Below are 18,994 nucleotides of genomic sequence, written 5' to 3'. Positions count from 1 at the left end.
TTAGTCTAATTTAGTATTTTGTTTTGGAATTTTAATTTCTGTGACCACAAACTCACTGTCAAAATTCCGCATTTTAAAGTAAGCTTTGCTACCATAAATTAATTTTAATCGCTGAATGGTATTGGAAATACCGTGGCCGCTGCCATCATTTTCTTTTCGCTGGGCATTATGGGTGAGCTGGCCACTGTTCTTTACCACGATATAAAGGTCTTCCGAAAGCCCTATGGAGCACTTAATGTGAATGAGCCCTCCACGCATCAGGTTGGAAATGCCATGTTTGATGGCATTTTCCACAATGGTCTGAAGCATCATGGGTGGAATTTTATATTGATAGGCCTTCTTTTCTATGTCATAGGACACCTTGAGCCGCTCCTCAAAGCGAATACTCTCCAAGTCCAGGTAATCCCGCACAATCTTGATTTCATCGCTGAAATCTATGGTCCTCTTTTTATCCATGATCAAGGAATAGCGAAGGATATTGCTCAGCTGAGTGATGGCTTCTTTTGATTTTGGAGGGTTTTCGTCCACCAATGCCCGGACGCTATTGAGTGCGTTGAAAATGAAATGGGGATTCAGCTGGTTTCGGAGTTGGTTGAGCTTGACCTCATTGATTTTGGCCTGGTATTTAAGCGTAGTATTGTAGTTTTCCAGAAAATGGTAGAGAAAATACATCATTGCCCAAAGGGCATAGTATAAAAAGCTAATGAACATATTTACCAAAAGCACAATGGGCTTCAGGTCTTCCTGCTCTCTCAAAATCCCAAAAATCCAATTGATCAATACCGTGGCGATGACATTGGCAAAACTCAAGACCAGCAGTGCACAAAATGCCTGAATCAATAATTTGGAGAGGTTAAAATTAAACCAATTTTGACGCTTGATAAGGTGCCTAAAGTAGTGCGTGGACACAAAGTAAAATGCTCCAAGTGACAAGTACGCCCCCACCTGAACCGAGGTGATGCCCCGGATCAAGGAAACAAAAAACAGGTTGATCACCGCAAATGCTGCCCAACCAAATACCTGAAATATCCAATATAATCTACTTCTGTCCATTCCATCCCAAATATAAGGAAGTCTTCGGATGTAGGCAGCGATTTTTTATCAATGGATACAGCCATTGCTGAAAGGGCTTATCCCGAATCCAGCCATGTTTTTGGGGAAATGCATTTCGGCACGTGTTTATCAAACAATAATGCCCATCCCTTAAAAATGATGGAAAGTCTCCTATCTACCACACACCTAAAACCTGAGCTCGACTATTTTTAGCACTAAAAACGTCATTGCGCCCCCTTTTCCAGCCCTAAATCTCCCCGCAAGCCTCGCAGTGATGGTTCTATAATCGAACAGGTTATAACCATACTTCGAAAGTAACCACTTCCCGATTTCATCATCGCACGTCCGCCCAGCATTTGTGCCTGATCTCATCCAAATTACGGGAAAGATTTAAGCCTATTGCCCTCTTCAGCTTTGTGAAGAGAACAATAGGCCTTGCAATGGCGGTATCGGAACCAAAAGGCCAATCTATGCTTTACTTGGAGATAACTCCATCCGTAAGAACTTGGCCGTATAGCTCGAAGGATGCTTGGACACTTCCTCTGGTGTCCCTTGGGCGAGGATTTGGCCGCCTTTGTTGCCTCCTTCCGGCCCCAAGTCAATGATATGATCCGCCACCTTGATTACGTCCAAATTGTGCTCAATGATCAACACGGTATTTCCCTTCTCCACCAGCCTGTTCAAAACTTCCAGCAAATGTTCGATGTCCTTAAAGTGCAGGCCTGTGGTGGGTTCATCGAGAATATAAAAGGTCTTGCCGGTGTCTTTCTTCGAAAGCTCTGTCGCCAGTTTTACCCGCTGTGCCTCGCCTCCGGAGAGGGTGGTGGCATGCTGGCCAAGGGTGATATAGCCGAGGCCTACATCATTTAAGGTCTGGATTTTCCTCAGGATTTTAGGTTGATTTTCAAAAAATTCCACCGCCTGCTCCACGGTCATGTCCAAGACATCCGAAATGGATTTACCTTTAAACCTCACCTCCAGCGTTTCCCTGTTGTAGCGTTTTCCCTTGCAGGTTTCGCAGGGAATGTGTACATCTGGCAGAAAATCCATTTCGATCAGCTTCATCCCGGCCCCTTCACAATCTTCACACCTGCCTCCTTTGACATTGAAACTAAACCGGCCAGGCTTGTACCCGCGGATTTTTGCTTCTGGCAATTCGGTAAACAGTGCCCGGATGTCAGTAAACACCCCGGTGTAGGTGGCGGGATTTGATCGTGGCGTACGCCCAATGGGAGATTGGTCCACCTCGATGACCTTGTCCAAGTGCTCCAGTCCTTTGATGCTGCCATAGGGCAATGGTGTCTTGCGGCTGCGATAGAAATGCTGGTTGAGCAATGGAAATAACGTCTCGTGAATCAAAGAACTCTTACCACTGCCGGATACGCCCGTCACACAGATCATACTTCCCAATGGCAGCTCTAAGTCCACATTTTTCAGGTTGTGGCCACTGGCCTGCAGTAATGTCAGGAAATTACCGCTGCCTTTTCTCCTTTCCTGAGGAATGGCAATTTCCTCTTTTCCATTTAAGTATTTTGCGGTCAGGCTATTTTGCTGAAGGATTTCTTTGGGGCTGCCTTTGGCGACGATATGTCCGCCATGACGGCCCGCCCCTGGCCCGATGTCCACGACATAATCTGCATCCAGCATCATATCCTTATCATGCTCGACCACCAAAACGGAATTTCCCAAATCCCGGAGGTCCTGAAGGGCTTTGATCAACTTGACGTTGTCGCGTTGGTGCAGGCCGATACTGGGCTCATCCAAGATATAGAGGACTCCCACGAGTTGCGTACCGATTTGGGTGGCCAGCCGGATCCGCTGGGCTTCTCCACCAGACAGGGTCCGAAGTGGCCGGTTTAGCGAAAGATAGTCCAATCCTATGTCCAGCAGGAAGCCAATCCGCTTGCGAATTTCCTTCAATACTTCCTCCCCAATGATTTTCTGTTTCTCCGTAAGCTTATCATCGATTTGGTCAAACCAATTGCCAAGCTGCCGGATGTCCATCATGGCCAGTTCTCCAATATGCTTTCCGGCAATCAGGAAGTGAAGGGCTTCTTTTTTCAGCCGGTATCCTTCACAGTCGGGACATTCGCGGGTGGTAGTAAAGTCACTGACCCACTTTTGGATTTTTTCCGAACCTCCTTCCTGCTGCTTTTGCAGAAAATTTACAATGCCCTCAAAAGTGGTGCTCCACTTGGTGCCGGGATATTTTACAGAATCCACTTCCACCGCAGTCTTATCACCATACAGCAATACGTCCAGCACCTCTTCCTTTAGGTCTTTGATCGGGGTGGACAGGCTGGCTTTGTGGCGTTTTAGTATGGCTTCGATTTTCTTGAAAATCCAGATGTCCCTATATTCTCCAATAGGCACGATTCCACCTCTTGAAATGCTTAAATTGGGATCTGGAATAATGTTTTCCTTGGTGATCTCTTCAATCACTCCAATGCCGTTGCAAGTCGGGCAAGCTCCGTAAGGACTGTTAAAGGAAAAGGTGTTGGGGGCTGGCTCATCATAGGAAAGCCCTGTGGTCGGATCCATCAGGTATTTGGAAAAGTGATGGACGTTTCCTTCCTCATCACGGAGCATGATGATGCCTTTCCCGTGCTGCAAGGCAGTTTTGAGGGACTGGGTGATGCGATAGCGGTCGTCTTCTTCGGCAATGATCCTGTCGACCACGATTTCGATGTCATGGATCTTATACCGGTCCACTTGCATCTTGGGTACCATTTCCATGACCACGCCATCCACGCGGACTTTGGAAAATCCCATTTTTCGGATCTGCTCAAAGAGCTCCCGGTAATGTCCTTTCCGTCCTTTTACTACAGGAGCCAAGATATATAGCTTCTTTCCTGCAAAGTGCTCCAGCAGCTGGTCAATGATCTGATCTTCCGTCTGACGGATCATTTTTTTTCCCGATAGGTAGCTGTACGCTTCCCCGGAGCGGGCATACAGCAAACGCATAAAATCATAAATCTCCGTCACGGTGCCCACGGTAGAGCGAGGGTTTTTGCTGGTGGTCTTTTGCTCGATGGAAATCACCGGCGAAAGCCCATTGATCTTATCCACATCCGGACGCTCCATCCCACCAAGAAAAGACCGGGCATAGGCGGAAAAGCTCTCCATATAGCGGCGCTGTCCTTCGGCATAGATAGTATCAAATGCCAAGGAACTTTTGCCACTTCCACTAAGGCCCGTGATGACCACAAGCTTATTTCGGGGAATGGACAGGTCTAAATTTTTGAGATTGTGCTCACGAGCACCATAAATCTCTATTGTTTCTTCTACTGCTGCTACTGTTTTTGACATGAAGGGATCGGACCTTTTATTAGGTTTACAATTTTACAAAAATATGGATTATTCACGGAATACCCTTACCGTCTTCTAAAACCGTTTTGACAGCGAATAAGTTTATTGCTTGGCACTTCTTTTTCGAAGGGCCTCTTCGTCCTCCCCGGTCAGGGTAGACCGCATCCCGCTGAGCACAAGCTTCCACCAGTAATTAAAAATGAATTTGCTCTGATCTCGCTTAAAGTAAACCGTTCCTTCTTTGAGTTCGCCTTTAGGGCCTGGATTTTCTGATCGAATGACCAGCTTATTGGTAAGGAATGAACCGATTTTTTGGAAAATGTTCTGACCTTTTCCATAGGATTTCCCCCGGATATCAATGGCCAAGTCATGATATTTCATCACGAGGTTTCCTGTGCCTTCCAGATCATTGGCATTGATATCAAATGTCATCTCGTCGATCACACCACTGCGGGCCTCTACTTGGGTGGCAGGACGGAGCATGGGATTGATCGCTGTAATCTCCATGTTTCGGATGCTTCCATCCATGGTAAACCTCCCCGTACTGTCCTGAAGGAAATAGGTGACGTTTAGGTCCACCTTTCCTTCACCCATGATGCTGGCGGTTGCTTTCAAGGTAAGCTCATTGTGCATGTCGAGCATTTCAGGCACATTGGTGATATTTATGATCTTGGCATTAATCTGGTCGAAAAAGATCTTGCCCGCCACAGGCCCATCATTGTCGGGGCGTTCTTCATAGGAAACATAGCCGTTATCCACTTGGATGACGTCCACATGAAGGTCCTTAGGAATGCTTTTGATGATTTCATTGATCATCTTGGGTCGCTTACGGGTGTCATCGGGCTTTCTTTTGTCCCTAAAGACATTGATCTCCATATCAGCAATGACCAGTTTCTCGGACTCAATGAGATTTTTTCGGAAATAGGCATCATAGTTCATATTGACCAATTTCACCGAACCTTTGATCAGCTCTATCCAATCCGTTTCCTTGGCAAAACTCCTCGTATAGGCATACTTGTCCAGCTTATTGTCCAGCTGGACAGCTTTGACCTCCAGCGACCTTTTTCCTTTATCAAACTGGATGCCCTCTGCATGCAAGACATTTCGATACTGGTTAAAGTGGATGTATGAATGGGCAATGCTGCCATCTATGTCACCTACTGAAAATAAAGCATCTGGCTGCTCAAGGTCCTTTTTGGTGATTATAAAATCAGTGGCCACGACATTCAAGCCCTCCAGTTCCAGCCTGGCAGAATCGGTCACGACATCCCTGTTTTGGATGGCAAAATCACGGATATTGATATGGGCCACTTGTATGGATTTATAATCCTTGCCGGAGCTTTGTTTGGCTTGTGACTTATCTTTTAGCTTCAAAGAGTCCAGGGACGGCGAAAGGGAATTGATTCGTACATTTCGGAGCTCTGCTGAATCCAGCGTGATGGTATTGTCCAGCCAAAGGCTTTTCCACAAAAATCCCGAGAGCAAAATCCGGTCGGCGAGCAGGTTGATCTTAACTTCGTTTGGGGAAAGGTCCTCCGCTGGGAAGATGGCTACCGAATCCAGTTCCAAATAAGTACCACGGTAGTCATAATCCAGTTTAATCTGCCCAAACTTCACTTGATGCCCACTAAAATCATCGGTACGCGTAATCAAGTCACTTACGATTTCATTTGCATTCTTGTTCAGGTAGAGGTTTACCAAAAACGGCACCCCTTCCAAGACAAAAACAATCAGGAGTAACATTGCACCCAAAAAAATCACCCACTTTTTCTTTTTCATATATCTTCTCTAAATAATACAATCAATATAACTAAAAAATTGTGGTTTAGTTCTTTTTTAGGTCGAAGCAGTCATAATTTTTGTCGTATTAACGTGCTAGATGACTATCTCCAAGCCGCTTTCTGAAAGATGACACGAATATACCTGCAGGTCTCCACAGCTTCCCCCAGAGGCCAACCTTCCCGTCTTCAAATCAAAGCGGTACGCATGTAACGGGCAAATCACCTCTCCTTGCCCATTGATGTGGCCGTCTTTTAGGGCTGCTCCTCGATGAGGACATTGCTGTTCAAAAGCAAAGACATCTTCACCAGCACGCACCACACACACCTTTCTTGCGCCCAATTGCGTGATTTTAATGTCCCCTTCTGGTAACATCCCCATTACGTCATCCTTTGATTTGCCGAGTGTAAATTTTGCCATTTTGCTTTTATTTATGCTTGAAAATCTCTTTTTAAGACACCATTTGTATAAAAAGTACCAAACTTTCCCAAAACGGGAAAGGGAACTAAGCGAATTTTGTAAATTAGTAGCATCATTAAAAGCCCCCACAGATGAAAAACCTATGCATATTCCCGCTGCTGCTTTTGGCACTAAATGTTTTTGGTCAGGAATTGGAAGGTTCCTGGAAGTTGACGTACCTGAATGGTGAAAAGGTCACCGATGAGGAAAAGGTCAAGATCTTTCAGGACGGGTATTTTGCCTTTGGGGCGAAAACAGCGGATACCACAAACCATTTTATCGGTGCAGGAGGCGGGTTATATGCCTTAGAAGGCGAGCATACCTATTCCGAAACATTTGATTTTTTTACCACTAGTCCCGAAAAAGTGGGCACCACTACTACTTATAACCTAGATTTTGTGGAAGAAAAAATGGTGCTTTCTTATACGAATAAGGGTAAAAACGTCATTGAAATATGGGAAAAAATCTCCGACAGGGACGATGACCTGAACGGCACATGGGTGATCACCGGTCGAAAACGTGACGGTGAATTACAGACCATGACGCCTGGGCCACGTCGAACGATCAAAATCCTCGGTGGTGGCCGCTTCCAGTGGATTGCCTTCAATTCCGAAACCAAGGAGTTTAGCGGTACAGGAGGCGGAAATTACACCGCCCAAAACGGAAAATACACTGAATACATTGAGTTTTTCAGCAGGGATGACAGCCGCGTGGGCGCTTCATTGGGATTCGACTACGCTGTGAAGGATGAGGCTTGGCACCACAGTGGACTAAGCTCCAAGGGAGACCCGATTTACGAAATCTGGTCGAATTACCGAGAAGCATATCTTGAAAAGCAAGCAGCACAAGACCAATAAGCCTACATCCGCTCGTTATTCCTTGGATTCCTTTATCCTGGGGTTAAGTTCAACTGGTTTTTGGGAGGTTTTTTTACGCATGCGCATGTTAACCAGCTCCACGGCCAAGGAAAAGAATACTGCGAAATAGATATATCCTTTGGGCACTTCCACATGGAAGCCTTCTACCAACAGCATCACGCCAATGAGGATCAAAAAGCTCAAGGCCAAAATCTGGAGCGTAGGATGTTTGTTAATAAAGGAACTGATCTTACCCGCAAAGATCATCATGATGATCAAGGCAATGACCACAGCAATAACCATGATCAATACATGATCGACCAAGCCTACCGCTGTGAGGATGCTATCGAATGAAAAAATCATATCAAGCAACAAGATCTGAACGATCACACTTCCGAAGGACGCACTGGACCTGGCCTTTACCTCTTCGGCCTCTCCTTCCATCTTATGGTGGATTTCCATGGTAGATTTGAACAGCAAAAACAATCCTCCTCCCGCCAAAATCATGTCGCGACCACTAAAGCCATGACCAAAAACCGTAAAAAGCGGTTCCGTAAACTGTATGATATAAGAAATCCCCAATAGCAATCCTATCCGGAAAAACATGGCCAAAAGTAACCCCAGGTTTCTGGCTTTTGGCTGCTGGTATTCGGGGAGTTTATTGGAAACAATGGAAATAAATATGATATTATCCACCCCCAAGACAATTTCCAAAAAGGTCAGTGTCAATAAGGCGATCCACGATTCGCTCTGCAAAAATATTTCCATAATTCCCCTATTTAATTTGCAGTGAATTTAGCAAAGCTTTTAGTTTCTTGATCATTGATGAAATTATTTTTTGATAATTTTGGGAACCCTTACGGCCCAAATAACCTTTTTACGTGAACCCTGCCAGAGATCACATGGAAAGAGGTACAAAAGCGATTGAGTTTCGCTAATTTGTCTTAAGGTGAAAATTCAGAATTAAACATTTACCTCACAAATATCATGAACGCAGAAAAGAATAAAGTCATCAGCGTGGCCTATGAACTCCATGTAGATGATGGCGAAAATGGCAAAGAATTCAAAGAAAAAGTTTCCAAAGAACAACCCTTTGCCTTTTTGTTTGGCGCAGGCAATACCTTGCCTTCATTGGAGGAAGCCATTTCCGGTAAGCAGGTGGGCGATACCTTTGACGTATTTATCGATTACGAAAATGCATATGGCGACTACGATGAGAGCAAAGTAGCCATCGTTCCCAAATCCAACTTCAAGGAAGACGGCAAGAAAAACAAGGATTTGCTCAAGGTAGGGAAAGTGATCCCGATGCAGGATGATCAGGGAAATCACCTTCGCGGAGAGATCACCAAGGTCGATTACAAAGGTGTCCATATGGATTTTAACTCGCCTTTGGCAGGATATGACCTTCACTTCAAAGGGGAGATTGTGGCCATTCGAGATGCCGATCCGGAAGAAATCGAGCATGGGCACGTCCATGGTCCTGGAGGACATCATCACTGACCGACCACTCCAAGCCAGGCATCACTTTTTCTTCAGGATGTGATGCCTGGCTTGGAGAGTTTTCAGTACATGGGAGGGCGTGAATTGATTTCCCTGTTGACGACTTTGCGAAGGTATTTTAGCACAAAGAACACCACAATACACGCCAGGAAAAGTGCTGAAAGGACTATTCCTGCAAAGAACATTTCTTCCGGGTTCACGTGCCCTGGTTCATCTGCCATTTCCAATAGCATGTTGATCATCGCATGGCCATTGAAGGCCATGATACTTAACCACAGAAATAGCCCTCCAAAGAAAGCTACCGCAATTTGCAAAATGCTTACAAAAATCCCCGATAAGGTGATTACGGGATCCTCTATATTAGGAGTCATGGTCCAATTAGATTTTTATGCTTGTTATGATAGATTATATAATGGTATCTTTTTAAAGTCTCCAAAGAGGCCTTCGGCTCGAAAAACTTTCTTTGGCTAGACCACCAATTTATCTACATAAATCTAACGATAAACAATTAATTTATGTATAAATAAGTTATTTTATCCATATTATTCAATCTTGACCGGATCCGATTTCAGCGGATTCCTCCACAAGGGACGGGTAATGCCGCGATCCACGGGACCAGGTGAAAGATCTGACAATTGAGGCTTTCCTCCTAGCAAACGTTTGAATACCGATACGATACCCATGGACGGATTATTAGAGAAAAGTGTTACGCCTCCGTTAGGGTTAATGTTTTTTAGTAGCATATCATAGCTGCTGTAATCATAGTGATAGCCCAGATCCTTTATGATCATAATCGTGCTGATATTACGCTGCATCATATTACTTTCCATCGCATGCTTGCCCGTAGTATTTAAGATAGCCTCCTTAAAAGTTTGCTCTGAAGGCATTTCCGTTACTTCAAACTCCTGCATTTCCAATGTCCTTTCTGTCAATTGCACCATCTGAAATGGGCTATTCTCCTCACTGACCACGATAGAGTGGGTTTGGTAGGAAAGGTGTACAAAAGTCAATGTATCTCCCTTCTTTGCTTGAATGGTGAACTCCCCCTGATCATTCGTGGATACCCGCTGGAAGGAGCTGCTGATCCTAACGACCGGTATCGGGGCCATGGTGGCACGGTCTATCACCTTCCCTTTTACCGTTACGTCCTCCTGTGCCACGGCCCAGAAAGGTAAAATCACGATCAAAAAACACACAGTAGAAATTTTTTCCATAAGATTCGTGTCCAATAGCTATCCGCAATCTATTGGATAGATTCTTATCAAAACAGTATTTAATTTTAATTAACATCCTGATTAACAATAATTAATATCGCAGGATCGTCCAATATATTGGAAAAGTCATGGCAATTATTCTCCTTTAGGGGAAAACTGGATGAATGTCGTATTACATTTCAAATCGAGTGGTTTTTTATATGCGTTGATTTTGTATAGGTGGAAAACAAACACCTAGTAACGGAAAGAAAATTTAAATACTTACACTAATGGTCGTTAGTTAAGTTATTTTTTTTTGTATCTTGGTTTTGTTAAAATAAAAGTTAAGGAATCGAAATAAATTACAGTACATTCTAAATAGATTGGTTTCATGAAAAAACGAACATTTCTCAAAAATACGGCAGCCTTGGCCGCGGTTTCCATGCTTCCCGGATCGGTATGGTCCCTCGCCAAAGGAAAAAGGCTTCGGACAGCCCACATCGGCGTATCGAACATGGGCATGGAAGACCTTAAGGCAATCTCCAGCCATGAATTGGTCGATGTGGTGGCTTTATGCGACGTGGATACAAATGCATTGGCTGCTGCCAAAGCCATGCACCCCAATGCCAAGACCTATGCAGATTACCGTGAAATGTTCAAAGACATGGCCGACGGAATAGATGCGGTAGTGGTTTCTACACCGGACCACACCCATGCTCCTGCCTCTATGCTAGCCATGGAAAATGGTAAATCAGTCTATTGCCAGAAGCCCTTGACCCATCATGTCTCTGAAGCCAGGGCCATGAAGAAATTTGCTGCTGACCATAATATCACCACCCAAATGGGCATTCAGGTACACTCCTTTTATGATTACCAGCTGGCGACGCACTTGATCCGCAATGGGATCATCGGTAAAGTAAAAACCGTAAGGGCATGGTCGCCAAAAAACTGGGGTTTTGACGGTCCCGCCCCAGAAGGGTCAGATCCTGTACCATCCAATTTGGACTGGAATTTATGGTTAGGCACTTCTTCTGAAAGGGCCTATAAAGAAGGGTATTATCATCCCGGAAATTGGAGAAAAGTGCTGGACTATGGCTGTGGCACTTTAGGTGATATGGGCGTACATATTTTTGATACCCCTTACAATGCCCTTGAACTGGATGTGCCAATGACGATCAAGAACAATTGTCGCAAGCCAACAGGCTTTGGGTTCCCAGAAAACAACGAGGTAACCTACGTCTTTCCGGGCACCGCCCATACCACTGAGACCTTAAAATGGGTTTGGTATGATGGTCCCGGAGCGCCAGAAAAACACAAAGACCTCAAACTGCCCAATGGAGAAAAATTACCTGCACAAGGGGCCATGTTCATCGGTGAAGATGGAAGGAGATTGCTGCTTCCCCACTTTATGCAGCTGCCCAAGCTCATTGTGGATAATGCCTACCAAGAACTTGACCTTAGCGGTACAGCGCATCTGGGCGAACCTGTCCGGGATTATGCCAGTGAGGGTAAAAAGCATTATCACCAATTTGTCGATGCCTGTCTGGGCAAGGACGAGTGCAGTGCACCCTTCTCCTATGCCTCCCGACTGACCGAAACCATTCTTTTGGGCACCTTGGCAGGTCGTTTCCCTAACAAGACGCTCCACTGGGATGCCGAAAAAGCAAGATTCAAGGAAGAGGAAGTCAATGAACTGTTGGATGCCCCTTACCGGGAATTTTGATTCCAAGATAATATAGTTGCCGTGTGTGGAAAGGAGAACTTTGAATAAGGTTCTCCTTTTCTTTATAGCCAATTTGCCCGGTAACAGGTTTGGCCAAGGTTTTCCAAATTCATTCCTTAACTTTGTTCATGGCCTTTTCCATAAAAGAATATCTATATACAGCGTTTTCGGCGAGGGGATTGGACACCGATAACGAGGCGTTTATCCATGCATTGGAGGTCGCCCTTTTTTCGGATAAATCCTTATTTCTAACCGGCAAGGCGGGCACTGGGAAAACTACTTTTTTGCATACCCTTCGAAAGCTTAACCAAGACAAAAACATGGCCGTAGTAGCTCCTACCGGAGTAGCGGCCATCAACGCCAAAGGAAAGACCATCCACTCTTTTTTTAAAATCGATCCTCGCCAGCTGTTCTTGCCCGGAGATCCAAGGCTACAGCCCAAGAAAAGAGAAAAGGGTAAAGGCCTGAACATTTTCGAGCAGTTTCAATACCGTAAAAAACATCGGGACTTGATCAATCGGATGGATATGCTCGTCATCGATGAAGTCTCCATGGTACGCGTGGAACTGCTGGATGTGATCGACCAACTTTTGCGCGTTTACCGAAAAAAAATGCATTTGCCTTTTGGCGGGGTACAGATGATCTTTATCGGAGATCCCTTCCAGCTGCCGCCGGTGGTCAGGAATACGGATTGGGAGCATCTCGCTCCCCATTACGGCTCCAGGTTTTTCTTTAGCTCCCATGCTTTTCAAGCACTAATGCCCCTGCACATTGAGCTTCAGAAGATTTACCGGCAAAAAGACGAACAGTTTAAGGCCCTGCTCAACCGAATCCGCGAAAGTGAACACACCCCTGCGGACATTCAGCGATTGAATGAAACGGCTAAAAATTATCGCTTTGGGCTCTTGGATGAGGAATATATTCTCATTGGCACCCATAATGCCACCATCGCCGAAATCAACCGGCAGAAGCTAGCAGAGCTCAAAAAAGAACCACGCACCTATCGGGCAGAAATAAAGGATGATTTTCCATTGAACATGGCGCCTTTCGACCCGGTGGACCTGACCCTGAAAATCGGGGCGCAGGTGATCTTTATGCGCAATAATCCCGATGCCAAGTATTATAATGGAATGATCGGTAAAGTCACCAAAATGACCGATGATATGATCGAGGTGGAGGACCGCCGTGGCTTTATCTACGAGGTTCATCGCGAGGTCTGGGAGAACGTGGAATTTGTGTACAATGAAGCAGAGGAACATCTTGAATCCAAGGTAATCGGTACTTTTATCCAGTTTCCCCTTAAATTGGCTTGGGCCATCACCGTCCACAAAAGCCAAGGCTTGACCTTTGAGCGGGCCATTTTGGATATCAGCAGGTCTTTTGAAGCAGGGCAGGCTTATGTCGCCCTCAGCAGGTGTACCACCTTAAATGGCCTGGTGCTGAAATCCCCCATTCGGGAATTTAGTGTCAAGGTAAGCCCCGAAAGCTTGGCGTTTAGCCGTCAGCGGCTCGCAAGTGAGCAAATTGAAAAGGAACTGGAACTTGCCCGTGCTCTGCAGCTGCTGAAACATGCCTTCCGTGCCTTCCGCAACGGGCAGTATGAGACCGCCCAGCAGATGTTTGACGAGGTCATGGCCATCCATGACGTCACCCAATATCCCAAATGGCAACAGTTCCTAAGGCTAAAAGAAGCCCTAGAGGATCGGTTTTATTGTAGAAATTAATTTATTTAGCACATCACATTTCGCAAGTTAACATCCAAAATGAAACGATCTTTTTCCTCCCTACTCCTTCTTTTCTGTGGCTCGGCAATGATGCTTTTTGGCCTTACAGGCTGTGACGATCCAGCCCCTAAACAAAAGCTTGTAGATAAAGTATTGGTCATCGGCAATAGCATCACCTACCATCCTCCTGCGCCAGATATTGGCTGGAACAATGGCTGGGGAATGGCAGCCAGCAGACCGGAAAATGATTATTTCAGCATTCTTTACAATTCCCTAAAATCCTATAACCCGGACATCGAGGCCATTCGGGAAAATGTCTATCCGTTTGAGGTTAACTTTTCCACATTGGATGTTGAGCAATATGCTGCACTCAAGGCATTTGATCCAGAGCTGGTCATTGTCCGGTTAGGGGAAAATGTCAAAACGGATCAGGTAAAAGAACACAATTTTGGAGAAGCATTGATTCATTTTGTGGATTACCTGAAAAAAGATGAAGCAAGCAAAGTGGTCGTCACTACCACCTTTTGGGTCAATCCCGTGATGAATGCCCAACTAAAATGGGCTGCTGAACGGGAAGGATGGACCTTAATTGACATTACCCATCTCAGCGAGCATGATCAAAATATGGCGTTGGGAGAATATGAAGATCAAGGAGTGGCCAGGCATCCCAGCGACCGTGGAATGGCAGAAATTGCCCGCTTGATTAGAGAAGGTCTTCCCTTATAAGTTTGCAAAGAATCATCCAATCTCCTTGCTAACCTGGCAGCTTAGGTGATTTTTAGCGGGTAAATAATTATTTTAGGCTTAAACATCACTGTTGCACCAGCATAAGCCTCACCACTATGAACATAAAATACTCGGTTACCATCATTTTTTTCATATTGCTCATCGCAGGCCAAGCCATGGCCCAAGAGGAGGAAGAACCATCAGAAAACGAAACCCTCAACCGAGTAGTATTTTCACTCGGGTATACCTGGATCCCACAAGGGGACGATCTGGACCAAACAGAATCAGAAGGAGGCTATTTTGTGCCGGCCGTTGGTTTCGATTATTTCAGAAAGGTTCATGAGCGTTGGGAAATTGGTGTGATGTGGGATTGGGAGCTGGAACATTACATCATCCGAAATGAAGACCTTGAGCGAGAGCGGTCCATGCTCTTTGCGCTTGTCGCCAATTACGAGCTGACAGAACGTTGGGCACTATTTGGTGGCGGGGGCATTGAACTGGAAAAACACGAAAATTTGCCTGTTTTTAGGGTCGGAACAGAATATGCCATCGACATGGGCCAGCAATGGGAACTCCTTCCTTCCTTTGCCTTGGACATTAAACGTGGCTATAACACCTGGAATTTGGCCGTTGGTTTTTGCAAGCGCTTCTAGCGAATGTCCTTACCGATACCCACTAGTCTATTTTTCTGAATACCATGGTATGTTGATCATTGCTGAGGGTCAAGGTCAATCCATCGATCTTAAAATCGTAGGTTTGGTCCGTAATATGCTTTACAAAAACTTTCTCTGCTGCTAAATGGTCACAAGCCATCTCTGTCGTGACCACCTTGGCAAAACCAACCTGCTGATTTTCTATGGACAGTGCTCCACTGATCCTATTGCAGCCACCAAAGCCAAAGAAACGATTTTCCCGGAGATTGAATTCGAGGTTTGGGCTTTTACCTTCTTTGATCAGCGCTTCCCCGTCTAGGGTCTCTAGTGCCCAAATATCATTTAAACGATAATCTCCCTGATAATCACCACATCCCATATAACCACGGAATTCACCATCCTTACCCTGCTTTACACGGATATTAACGGTATAACCAAACGTTTCCCCGGACATGGTGTCTTCGCATTTCTTTCTGAAGATCGTTACATGAAGGCTGCCCTTCTCCGTATCTGCCCGATAGCTGACTGCATTCACATCTTGTGGCCTGACGGGTTCTGGGACGGGCGCAATGAACGGCTCACCTTCCATGGGCTTAAAAACCATTTGCTTGTTGAAATCCATCTCCAAAGACCAAAAAGGCTCATTTCCCCTTGCTTTGAAACCTATAAAGGACTTTTTCTTCAATGCCATGCTAAATGATGCTGGTTGCTCTTTGGTCAGGTAGTAGCGGTCAGAAAATGGACTTTCGATGGGGTTGCCTGCTCTGTCAAGCATTTGAAGACTGTCACCATGGACCTGAAAAAGGCGCATGCCTTCAGATTCCTCCTTTTCCAAGGCTAATAATCCGTCTTCCTGCATGGTGAAATGGCCTGATTTTTCCATGACCTCTTCGCTCCTTTCCTGATAAACCATCTTTTCGGTATAACTGGAATCGGACTGAAGGGTAAGCGCATAACTGATTCCCGGACAATCGGCACAGGGAAGCACCGCATAAAAAGTTCCGGTCGGGGATACTGCCTTTTCTTGGGTACAAGCACTCAAAAGTACCAGGGCAACAAGGCTTCCATAAATTACCTGCTTCATATCAAAAGTGGTTATCGTTTGTAATCTTTACGCAAAACTCAGTCCAATCGCTACTATTTGTGCTTTCTTTTTATGAAATTTCCACAAAACAGTAGTGCATCCGTAAACCTTTGGAAATGATGATCGCAGGGGAATCTAAAATTGAGCTTCAAAATTACCTCAAGGAATATTTTCCGCTAAATACAGCCCAACTGGAGCAATTAGCGGAGCTGTTTCGGATGGAGACCATGGAAAAGGGTGATTTTTATGCCCAAACTGGAAAGCCCTGCCACAAGCTAAGCTTCTTAAAAAGCGGCTATTTAAGGATATTTGAAACGGCTGAAAATGGAAAGGAAGTCACCCAATGGATAAGTTCCACAGGAGAGTTCACCACTGACCTGAGCAGTTTGGCCTTTGGCCAAAATGCCCGCCGCAACATCCAGGCGATTTCATCATGTACCCTGTACACCATTCACCAAGAAGCCTATCGTTCCCTTCCGGAGGTGCTTCCTGCGTGGCCCGAACTGGAAAAGCTCTTTATAGCCAAATGCTTTATTACCTTGGAGGATAGGGTCTTTGGCTTGCTGTCCAAGACTGCCGAGGAGCGTTACCAGCAGCTTTTCCAATTCAAACGTCATCTTTTCAATGAAGTTCCCCTGCATTATTTGGCTTCAATGATCGGGATGACACCTGAAACGTTCAGCCGAATTCGTAAAAATTGCCTTTCTTGATCTAGATCAAGGCTTTTTTGAGGTATTTTATTGAATTTTGTGTTGTACTAAACGAATACAACATGAAAATTACCACCCAAATCGAAATCAATGCCAGCTCGCAGGAGGTCTGGAAAATCCTCATGGATACCAACAGCTATCCTGAATGGAATCCTTTCGTAAAGTCACTTTCCGGCCACCTTGCTGAAGGCAGTCGCATCAAGGTTAAATTGCCCGGAATGACTTTTACGCCAACGATCATGACCATCAACCCGAACAAAGCATTTCGGTGGAAGGGAAAGTTGATGATAAAAGGACTTTTTGATGGAGAGCACAGCTTTCAGCTTCAGGCTTTGGCAAATGGAAACACCCTGTTCCTGCATCAAGAAACGTTCAGCGGATGGCTGGTTCCCTTATTCAAGAAGCAATTGCTCACTTCCACTAAAGATGGTTTTGAAGCCATGAACAAGGCCTTGAAAGCACGCGTGGAAAGTCAATCCACCATAGCACCATCACCCCAATCCCTTCGCCAATCAACTGATTCCTCCCAGTAATGAGGGACATCAAAGGTACACTCGCTTACCTTCCGCATGGCTTTTTTGGGCTGCTTCGATGACTTTCAAGACTTCGATGGCTTCCTCTGGCTTTACCTTTAAAGTAGCTTTTCCCAAGATGGTTTCAGCGATATTTTCATAGTAGGCCAAATAATTACCCTTTACAGTAGGATAAGGATAGGACGTTCCTTCGAGGTAAACCTTTCCATAGGAAGAAGGATCTTCTTCGCCCCAATGATCGCTTCCCGGGAGGATTCCTGCCTTAAAAGCAGCTTCTTGCACATCCAGACCATACTTGCTATAGCTGCCTTTGTCACCCAACACCAGAAATTTTGGTAATGGGGCATTCATCAGGATGCTGGCACTGAGCCGCACTTTGGTGGTGGGATACATCAGCGTCAGGTCAAAGAAATCATCCGCTTCTACCCCACTTCGTTGTGTTAAAATCTCCGCATATACCCATTCTGGTTTTCCAAAAAGTAACAAGGCCTGATCGATCAAATGCGCTCCAAGATCATAAAGGATCCCACTTCCAGGAACTTGCTGTTCTCGCCAGTTTTCAGTAGGCTCAGGCCGAAAGCGATCAAAATGGGATTCGAAATGGACGATCCTGCCCAAGGTGCCTTCATGGAGGAGCTTGGTGATGGTCTGGAAATCCCCGTCCCATCGGCGGTTTTGGAAAGCAGAGAGCAGTTTCCCTTTTGATTTGGCCAGTGAAAGGAGGGCCTCTGCTTCACTGGAGCTGACGGTGATGGGCTTGTCCACGACCACATGTTTACCCGCCTCCAAGGCCATTTTGGCTTGAGAAAAGTGGTATTCATTGGGCGTGCAGATGACGATTAGGTCTACGTCAGCTTCTGCAAGCAATGCTTCCAGGCTTCTGTAAACGGTAACTGCCGGGTATTTCTCCTTTGACTTTTGATGGTGTCTTTCCACCACAGCTGTCAAGTCAAGCAATGGTTCTTGGTGGATCAAGGGCGCATGCATCGTCTGAGCGACTCTGCCAAAGCCTACCAATCCTGTCTTAAGCGGTTGTGTCATTTATAGGTTCATTTCCAAGGCTTTCTTCATCAGTTCTACGACTGTATTCACGCCAAGTTTATGATGAATATTTTTTCTATGGGTTTCTACGGTATAGATGCTGAGAAAAAGTTCATCAGCGATGGACTGGTTCGTATGGCCATCCTTGATCAACGACAGGATCTGAAGCTCCCTGCGGGAAAGCTTAAACTTCTGCTTAAACGCATCATAATACTGGTCTTCGTCCACCTGCTTGAGCACTCGCTGGAAATGCATGACATGATGCCCGTTGATCACTTCCCGAATGGTATAGATGAGTTCGTCGGGATCTGCATCTTTCAGCACATAACCATCTACGCCTTGTTTTTGGCATTTTTTGAAAATATCTTCATCATCATACATGGATAAGACGATGAGCCTAGCCTTTATCTTTTCTTTGTTGATCTGCTGAATGACCGCAAGGCCATCCATTCCGGGCATGTTCATGTCGGTAAGCACCAGGTCCACTTGCTCCTTCTTCAAAAACTCCACTAGCTCTTTGCCATTGGTAAACACCCCCATCACCTGAATGTCCTCTTCTTTTTCAAGCAGGTTGGCGATGCCCTTGGCAAACATTTTATGGTCGTCGGCTAAAACTACACGAATCATGATTCAGTTGGTGAAATTGCTCA

The 18,994-nt window shown here is 45.4% G+C and carries 18 protein-coding genes; 8 read left to right on the top strand and 10 right to left on the bottom strand.

The annotated features are described in order from the left end of the window. The 4 genes from ECHVI_RS05540 to ECHVI_RS05525 all read right to left on the bottom strand — a co-directional run bounded on the left by ECHVI_RS05540 (position 1) and on the right by ECHVI_RS05525 (position 6,561). Entirely contained in the window at positions 1 to 1,053 is a 1,053-nt protein-coding gene (locus tag ECHVI_RS05540; RefSeq protein WP_015264974.1) for a sensor histidine kinase, read from the bottom strand. A 468-nt stretch (positions 1,054 to 1,521) separates the two neighbouring features. Next, positions 1,522 to 4,362: an excinuclease ABC subunit UvrA gene (gene uvrA / locus ECHVI_RS05535; RefSeq protein ID WP_015264973.1), complete on the bottom strand. Its 2,841-nt coding sequence runs from the start codon at positions 4,360 to 4,362 to the stop codon at positions 1,522 to 1,524. A 102-nt stretch (positions 4,363 to 4,464) separates the two neighbouring features. Further along, positions 4,465 to 6,141 carry an AsmA family protein gene (locus ECHVI_RS05530; RefSeq protein ID WP_015264972.1) on the bottom strand — a complete coding sequence of 559 codons (1,677 nt, stop codon included), beginning with the start codon at positions 6,139 to 6,141 and terminating at the stop codon, positions 4,465 to 4,467. 96 nt (positions 6,142 to 6,237) lie between these two features. After that, entirely contained in the window at positions 6,238 to 6,561 is a 324-nt protein-coding gene (locus tag ECHVI_RS05525; protein ID WP_015264971.1) for a Rieske (2Fe-2S) protein, read from the bottom strand. Between the two features lie 131 nt (positions 6,562 to 6,692). Between ECHVI_RS05525 and ECHVI_RS05520 the strand changes: the two genes are divergently transcribed. Beyond that, entirely contained in the window at positions 6,693 to 7,457 is a 765-nt protein-coding gene (locus tag ECHVI_RS05520) for a hypothetical protein (RefSeq protein ID WP_015264970.1), read from the top strand. A 15-nt stretch (positions 7,458 to 7,472) separates the two neighbouring features. On the opposite strand, the gene ECHVI_RS05515 is transcribed toward ECHVI_RS05520, so the two are convergent. Further along, complete coding sequence (locus ECHVI_RS05515) at positions 7,473 to 8,225, bottom strand: TerC family protein (protein WP_015264969.1); 753 nt, start codon at positions 8,223 to 8,225, stop codon at positions 7,473 to 7,475. Positions 8,226 to 8,444: 219 nt separating this feature from the next. Between ECHVI_RS05515 and ECHVI_RS05510 the strand changes: the two genes are divergently transcribed. Next, positions 8,445 to 8,957 (top strand): FKBP-type peptidyl-prolyl cis-trans isomerase, encoded by a 513-nt coding sequence (locus tag ECHVI_RS05510; RefSeq protein ID WP_015264968.1) that lies wholly within the window; start codon positions 8,445 to 8,447, stop codon positions 8,955 to 8,957. Between the two features lie 62 nt (positions 8,958 to 9,019). Here the strand turns inward: ECHVI_RS05510 and ECHVI_RS05505 are convergent, their stop codons facing one another. After that, a complete protein-coding gene (locus tag ECHVI_RS05505) occupies positions 9,020 to 9,328 on the bottom strand; it encodes a hypothetical protein (protein WP_015264967.1) in 309 nt (102 codons plus the stop codon). 171 nt (positions 9,329 to 9,499) lie between these two features. Further along, positions 9,500 to 10,171, bottom strand: a complete 672-nt coding sequence (locus tag ECHVI_RS05500) for a carboxypeptidase-like regulatory domain-containing protein (RefSeq protein ID WP_015264966.1) — start codon at positions 10,169 to 10,171, stop codon at positions 9,500 to 9,502. Positions 10,172 to 10,541: 370 nt separating this feature from the next. Between ECHVI_RS05500 and ECHVI_RS05495 the strand changes: the two genes are divergently transcribed. From ECHVI_RS05495 to ECHVI_RS05480, 4 genes are all read left to right on the top strand, one after another. Then, positions 10,542 to 11,873 carry a Gfo/Idh/MocA family protein gene (locus tag ECHVI_RS05495; protein WP_015264965.1) on the top strand — a complete coding sequence of 444 codons (1,332 nt, stop codon included), beginning with the start codon at positions 10,542 to 10,544 and terminating at the stop codon, positions 11,871 to 11,873. 128 nt (positions 11,874 to 12,001) lie between these two features. After that, on the top strand, positions 12,002 to 13,597 hold the full coding sequence (locus ECHVI_RS05490; RefSeq protein ID WP_015264964.1) for an ATP-dependent DNA helicase: 1,596 nt from the start codon (positions 12,002 to 12,004) through the stop codon (positions 13,595 to 13,597). A gap of 39 nt (positions 13,598 to 13,636) precedes the next feature. Next, a complete protein-coding gene (locus ECHVI_RS05485) occupies positions 13,637 to 14,323 on the top strand; it encodes an SGNH/GDSL hydrolase family protein (protein ID WP_015264963.1) in 687 nt (228 codons plus the stop codon). A gap of 116 nt (positions 14,324 to 14,439) precedes the next feature. Further along, positions 14,440 to 14,976 carry a hypothetical protein gene (locus ECHVI_RS05480; RefSeq protein WP_015264962.1) on the top strand — a complete coding sequence of 179 codons (537 nt, stop codon included), beginning with the start codon at positions 14,440 to 14,442 and terminating at the stop codon, positions 14,974 to 14,976. Positions 14,977 to 14,998: 22 nt separating this feature from the next. Here ECHVI_RS05480 and ECHVI_RS22905 read toward each other — a convergent pair whose 3' ends face one another. After that, the gene (locus tag ECHVI_RS22905; RefSeq protein ID WP_015264961.1) at positions 14,999 to 16,060 is read right to left on the bottom strand and encodes a copper resistance protein NlpE N-terminal domain-containing protein; all 1,062 of its coding nucleotides are present in this window, start codon (positions 16,058 to 16,060) and stop codon (positions 14,999 to 15,001) included. Positions 16,061 to 16,176: 116 nt separating this feature from the next. Here ECHVI_RS22905 and ECHVI_RS05470 point away from each other — a divergent pair, with 116 nt between their 5' ends. Together ECHVI_RS05470 and ECHVI_RS05465 are read left to right on the top strand one after the other, a co-directional pair. Then, positions 16,177 to 16,770: a Crp/Fnr family transcriptional regulator gene (locus ECHVI_RS05470; protein ID WP_245553434.1), complete on the top strand. Its 594-nt coding sequence runs from the start codon at positions 16,177 to 16,179 to the stop codon at positions 16,768 to 16,770. 62 nt (positions 16,771 to 16,832) lie between these two features. Beyond that, a complete protein-coding gene (locus ECHVI_RS05465; protein ID WP_015264959.1) occupies positions 16,833 to 17,303 on the top strand; it encodes an SRPBCC domain-containing protein in 471 nt (156 codons plus the stop codon). A gap of 9 nt (positions 17,304 to 17,312) precedes the next feature. Here the strand turns inward: ECHVI_RS05465 and ECHVI_RS05460 are convergent, their stop codons facing one another. Then, positions 17,313 to 18,344, bottom strand: coding sequence for an oxidoreductase (locus ECHVI_RS05460; protein WP_015264958.1), 1,032 nt, complete (start codon positions 18,342 to 18,344; stop codon positions 17,313 to 17,315). Further along, positions 18,345 to 18,971, bottom strand: a complete 627-nt coding sequence (locus ECHVI_RS05455) for a response regulator transcription factor (RefSeq protein WP_015264957.1) — start codon at positions 18,969 to 18,971, stop codon at positions 18,345 to 18,347. Positions 18,972 to 18,994: the final 23 nt, after the last annotated feature.

The organism is Echinicola vietnamensis DSM 17526, from assembly GCF_000325705.1.
In the GTDB taxonomy this organism is placed as follows: domain Bacteria; phylum Bacteroidota; class Bacteroidia; order Cytophagales; family Cyclobacteriaceae; genus Echinicola; species Echinicola vietnamensis.
The sequence above is the reverse complement of the archived record's forward strand: the minus strand, read 5'-3'. Positions and strand labels throughout refer to the sequence as shown.

Bases quoted from the DNA above. Each gene is read 5' to 3' on its own strand.
- ECHVI_RS05540 (WP_015264974.1), bottom strand. From the start codon at position 1,053: ATGGACAGAAGTAGATTATATTGGATATTTCAGGTATTTGGTTGGGCA.
- uvrA (WP_015264973.1), bottom strand. From the start codon at position 4,362: ATGTCAAAAACAGTAGCAGCAGTAGAAGAAACAATAGAGATTTATGGT.
- ECHVI_RS05530 (WP_015264972.1), bottom strand. From the start codon at position 6,141: ATGAAAAAGAAAAAGTGGGTGATTTTTTTGGGTGCAATGTTACTCCTG.
- ECHVI_RS05525 (WP_015264971.1), bottom strand. From the start codon at position 6,561: ATGGCAAAATTTACACTCGGCAAATCAAAGGATGACGTAATGGGGATG.
- ECHVI_RS05520 (WP_015264970.1), top strand. From the start codon at position 6,693: ATGAAAAACCTATGCATATTCCCGCTGCTGCTTTTGGCACTAAATGTT.
- ECHVI_RS05515 (WP_015264969.1), bottom strand. From the start codon at position 8,225: ATGGAAATATTTTTGCAGAGCGAATCGTGGATCGCCTTATTGACACTG.
- ECHVI_RS05510 (WP_015264968.1), top strand. From the start codon at position 8,445: ATGAACGCAGAAAAGAATAAAGTCATCAGCGTGGCCTATGAACTCCAT.
- ECHVI_RS05505 (WP_015264967.1), bottom strand. From the start codon at position 9,328: ATGACTCCTAATATAGAGGATCCCGTAATCACCTTATCGGGGATTTTT.
- ECHVI_RS05500 (WP_015264966.1), bottom strand. From the start codon at position 10,171: ATGGAAAAAATTTCTACTGTGTGTTTTTTGATCGTGATTTTACCTTTC.
- ECHVI_RS05495 (WP_015264965.1), top strand. From the start codon at position 10,542: ATGAAAAAACGAACATTTCTCAAAAATACGGCAGCCTTGGCCGCGGTT.
- ECHVI_RS05490 (WP_015264964.1), top strand. From the start codon at position 12,002: ATGGCCTTTTCCATAAAAGAATATCTATATACAGCGTTTTCGGCGAGG.
- ECHVI_RS05485 (WP_015264963.1), top strand. From the start codon at position 13,637: ATGAAACGATCTTTTTCCTCCCTACTCCTTCTTTTCTGTGGCTCGGCA.
- ECHVI_RS05480 (WP_015264962.1), top strand. From the start codon at position 14,440: ATGAACATAAAATACTCGGTTACCATCATTTTTTTCATATTGCTCATC.
- ECHVI_RS22905 (WP_015264961.1), bottom strand. From the start codon at position 16,060: ATGAAGCAGGTAATTTATGGAAGCCTTGTTGCCCTGGTACTTTTGAGT.
- ECHVI_RS05470 (WP_245553434.1), top strand. From the start codon at position 16,177: ATGATGATCGCAGGGGAATCTAAAATTGAGCTTCAAAATTACCTCAAG.
- ECHVI_RS05465 (WP_015264959.1), top strand. From the start codon at position 16,833: ATGAAAATTACCACCCAAATCGAAATCAATGCCAGCTCGCAGGAGGTC.
- ECHVI_RS05460 (WP_015264958.1), bottom strand. From the start codon at position 18,344: ATGACACAACCGCTTAAGACAGGATTGGTAGGCTTTGGCAGAGTCGCT.
- ECHVI_RS05455 (WP_015264957.1), bottom strand. From the start codon at position 18,971: ATGATTCGTGTAGTTTTAGCCGACGACCATAAAATGTTTGCCAAGGGC.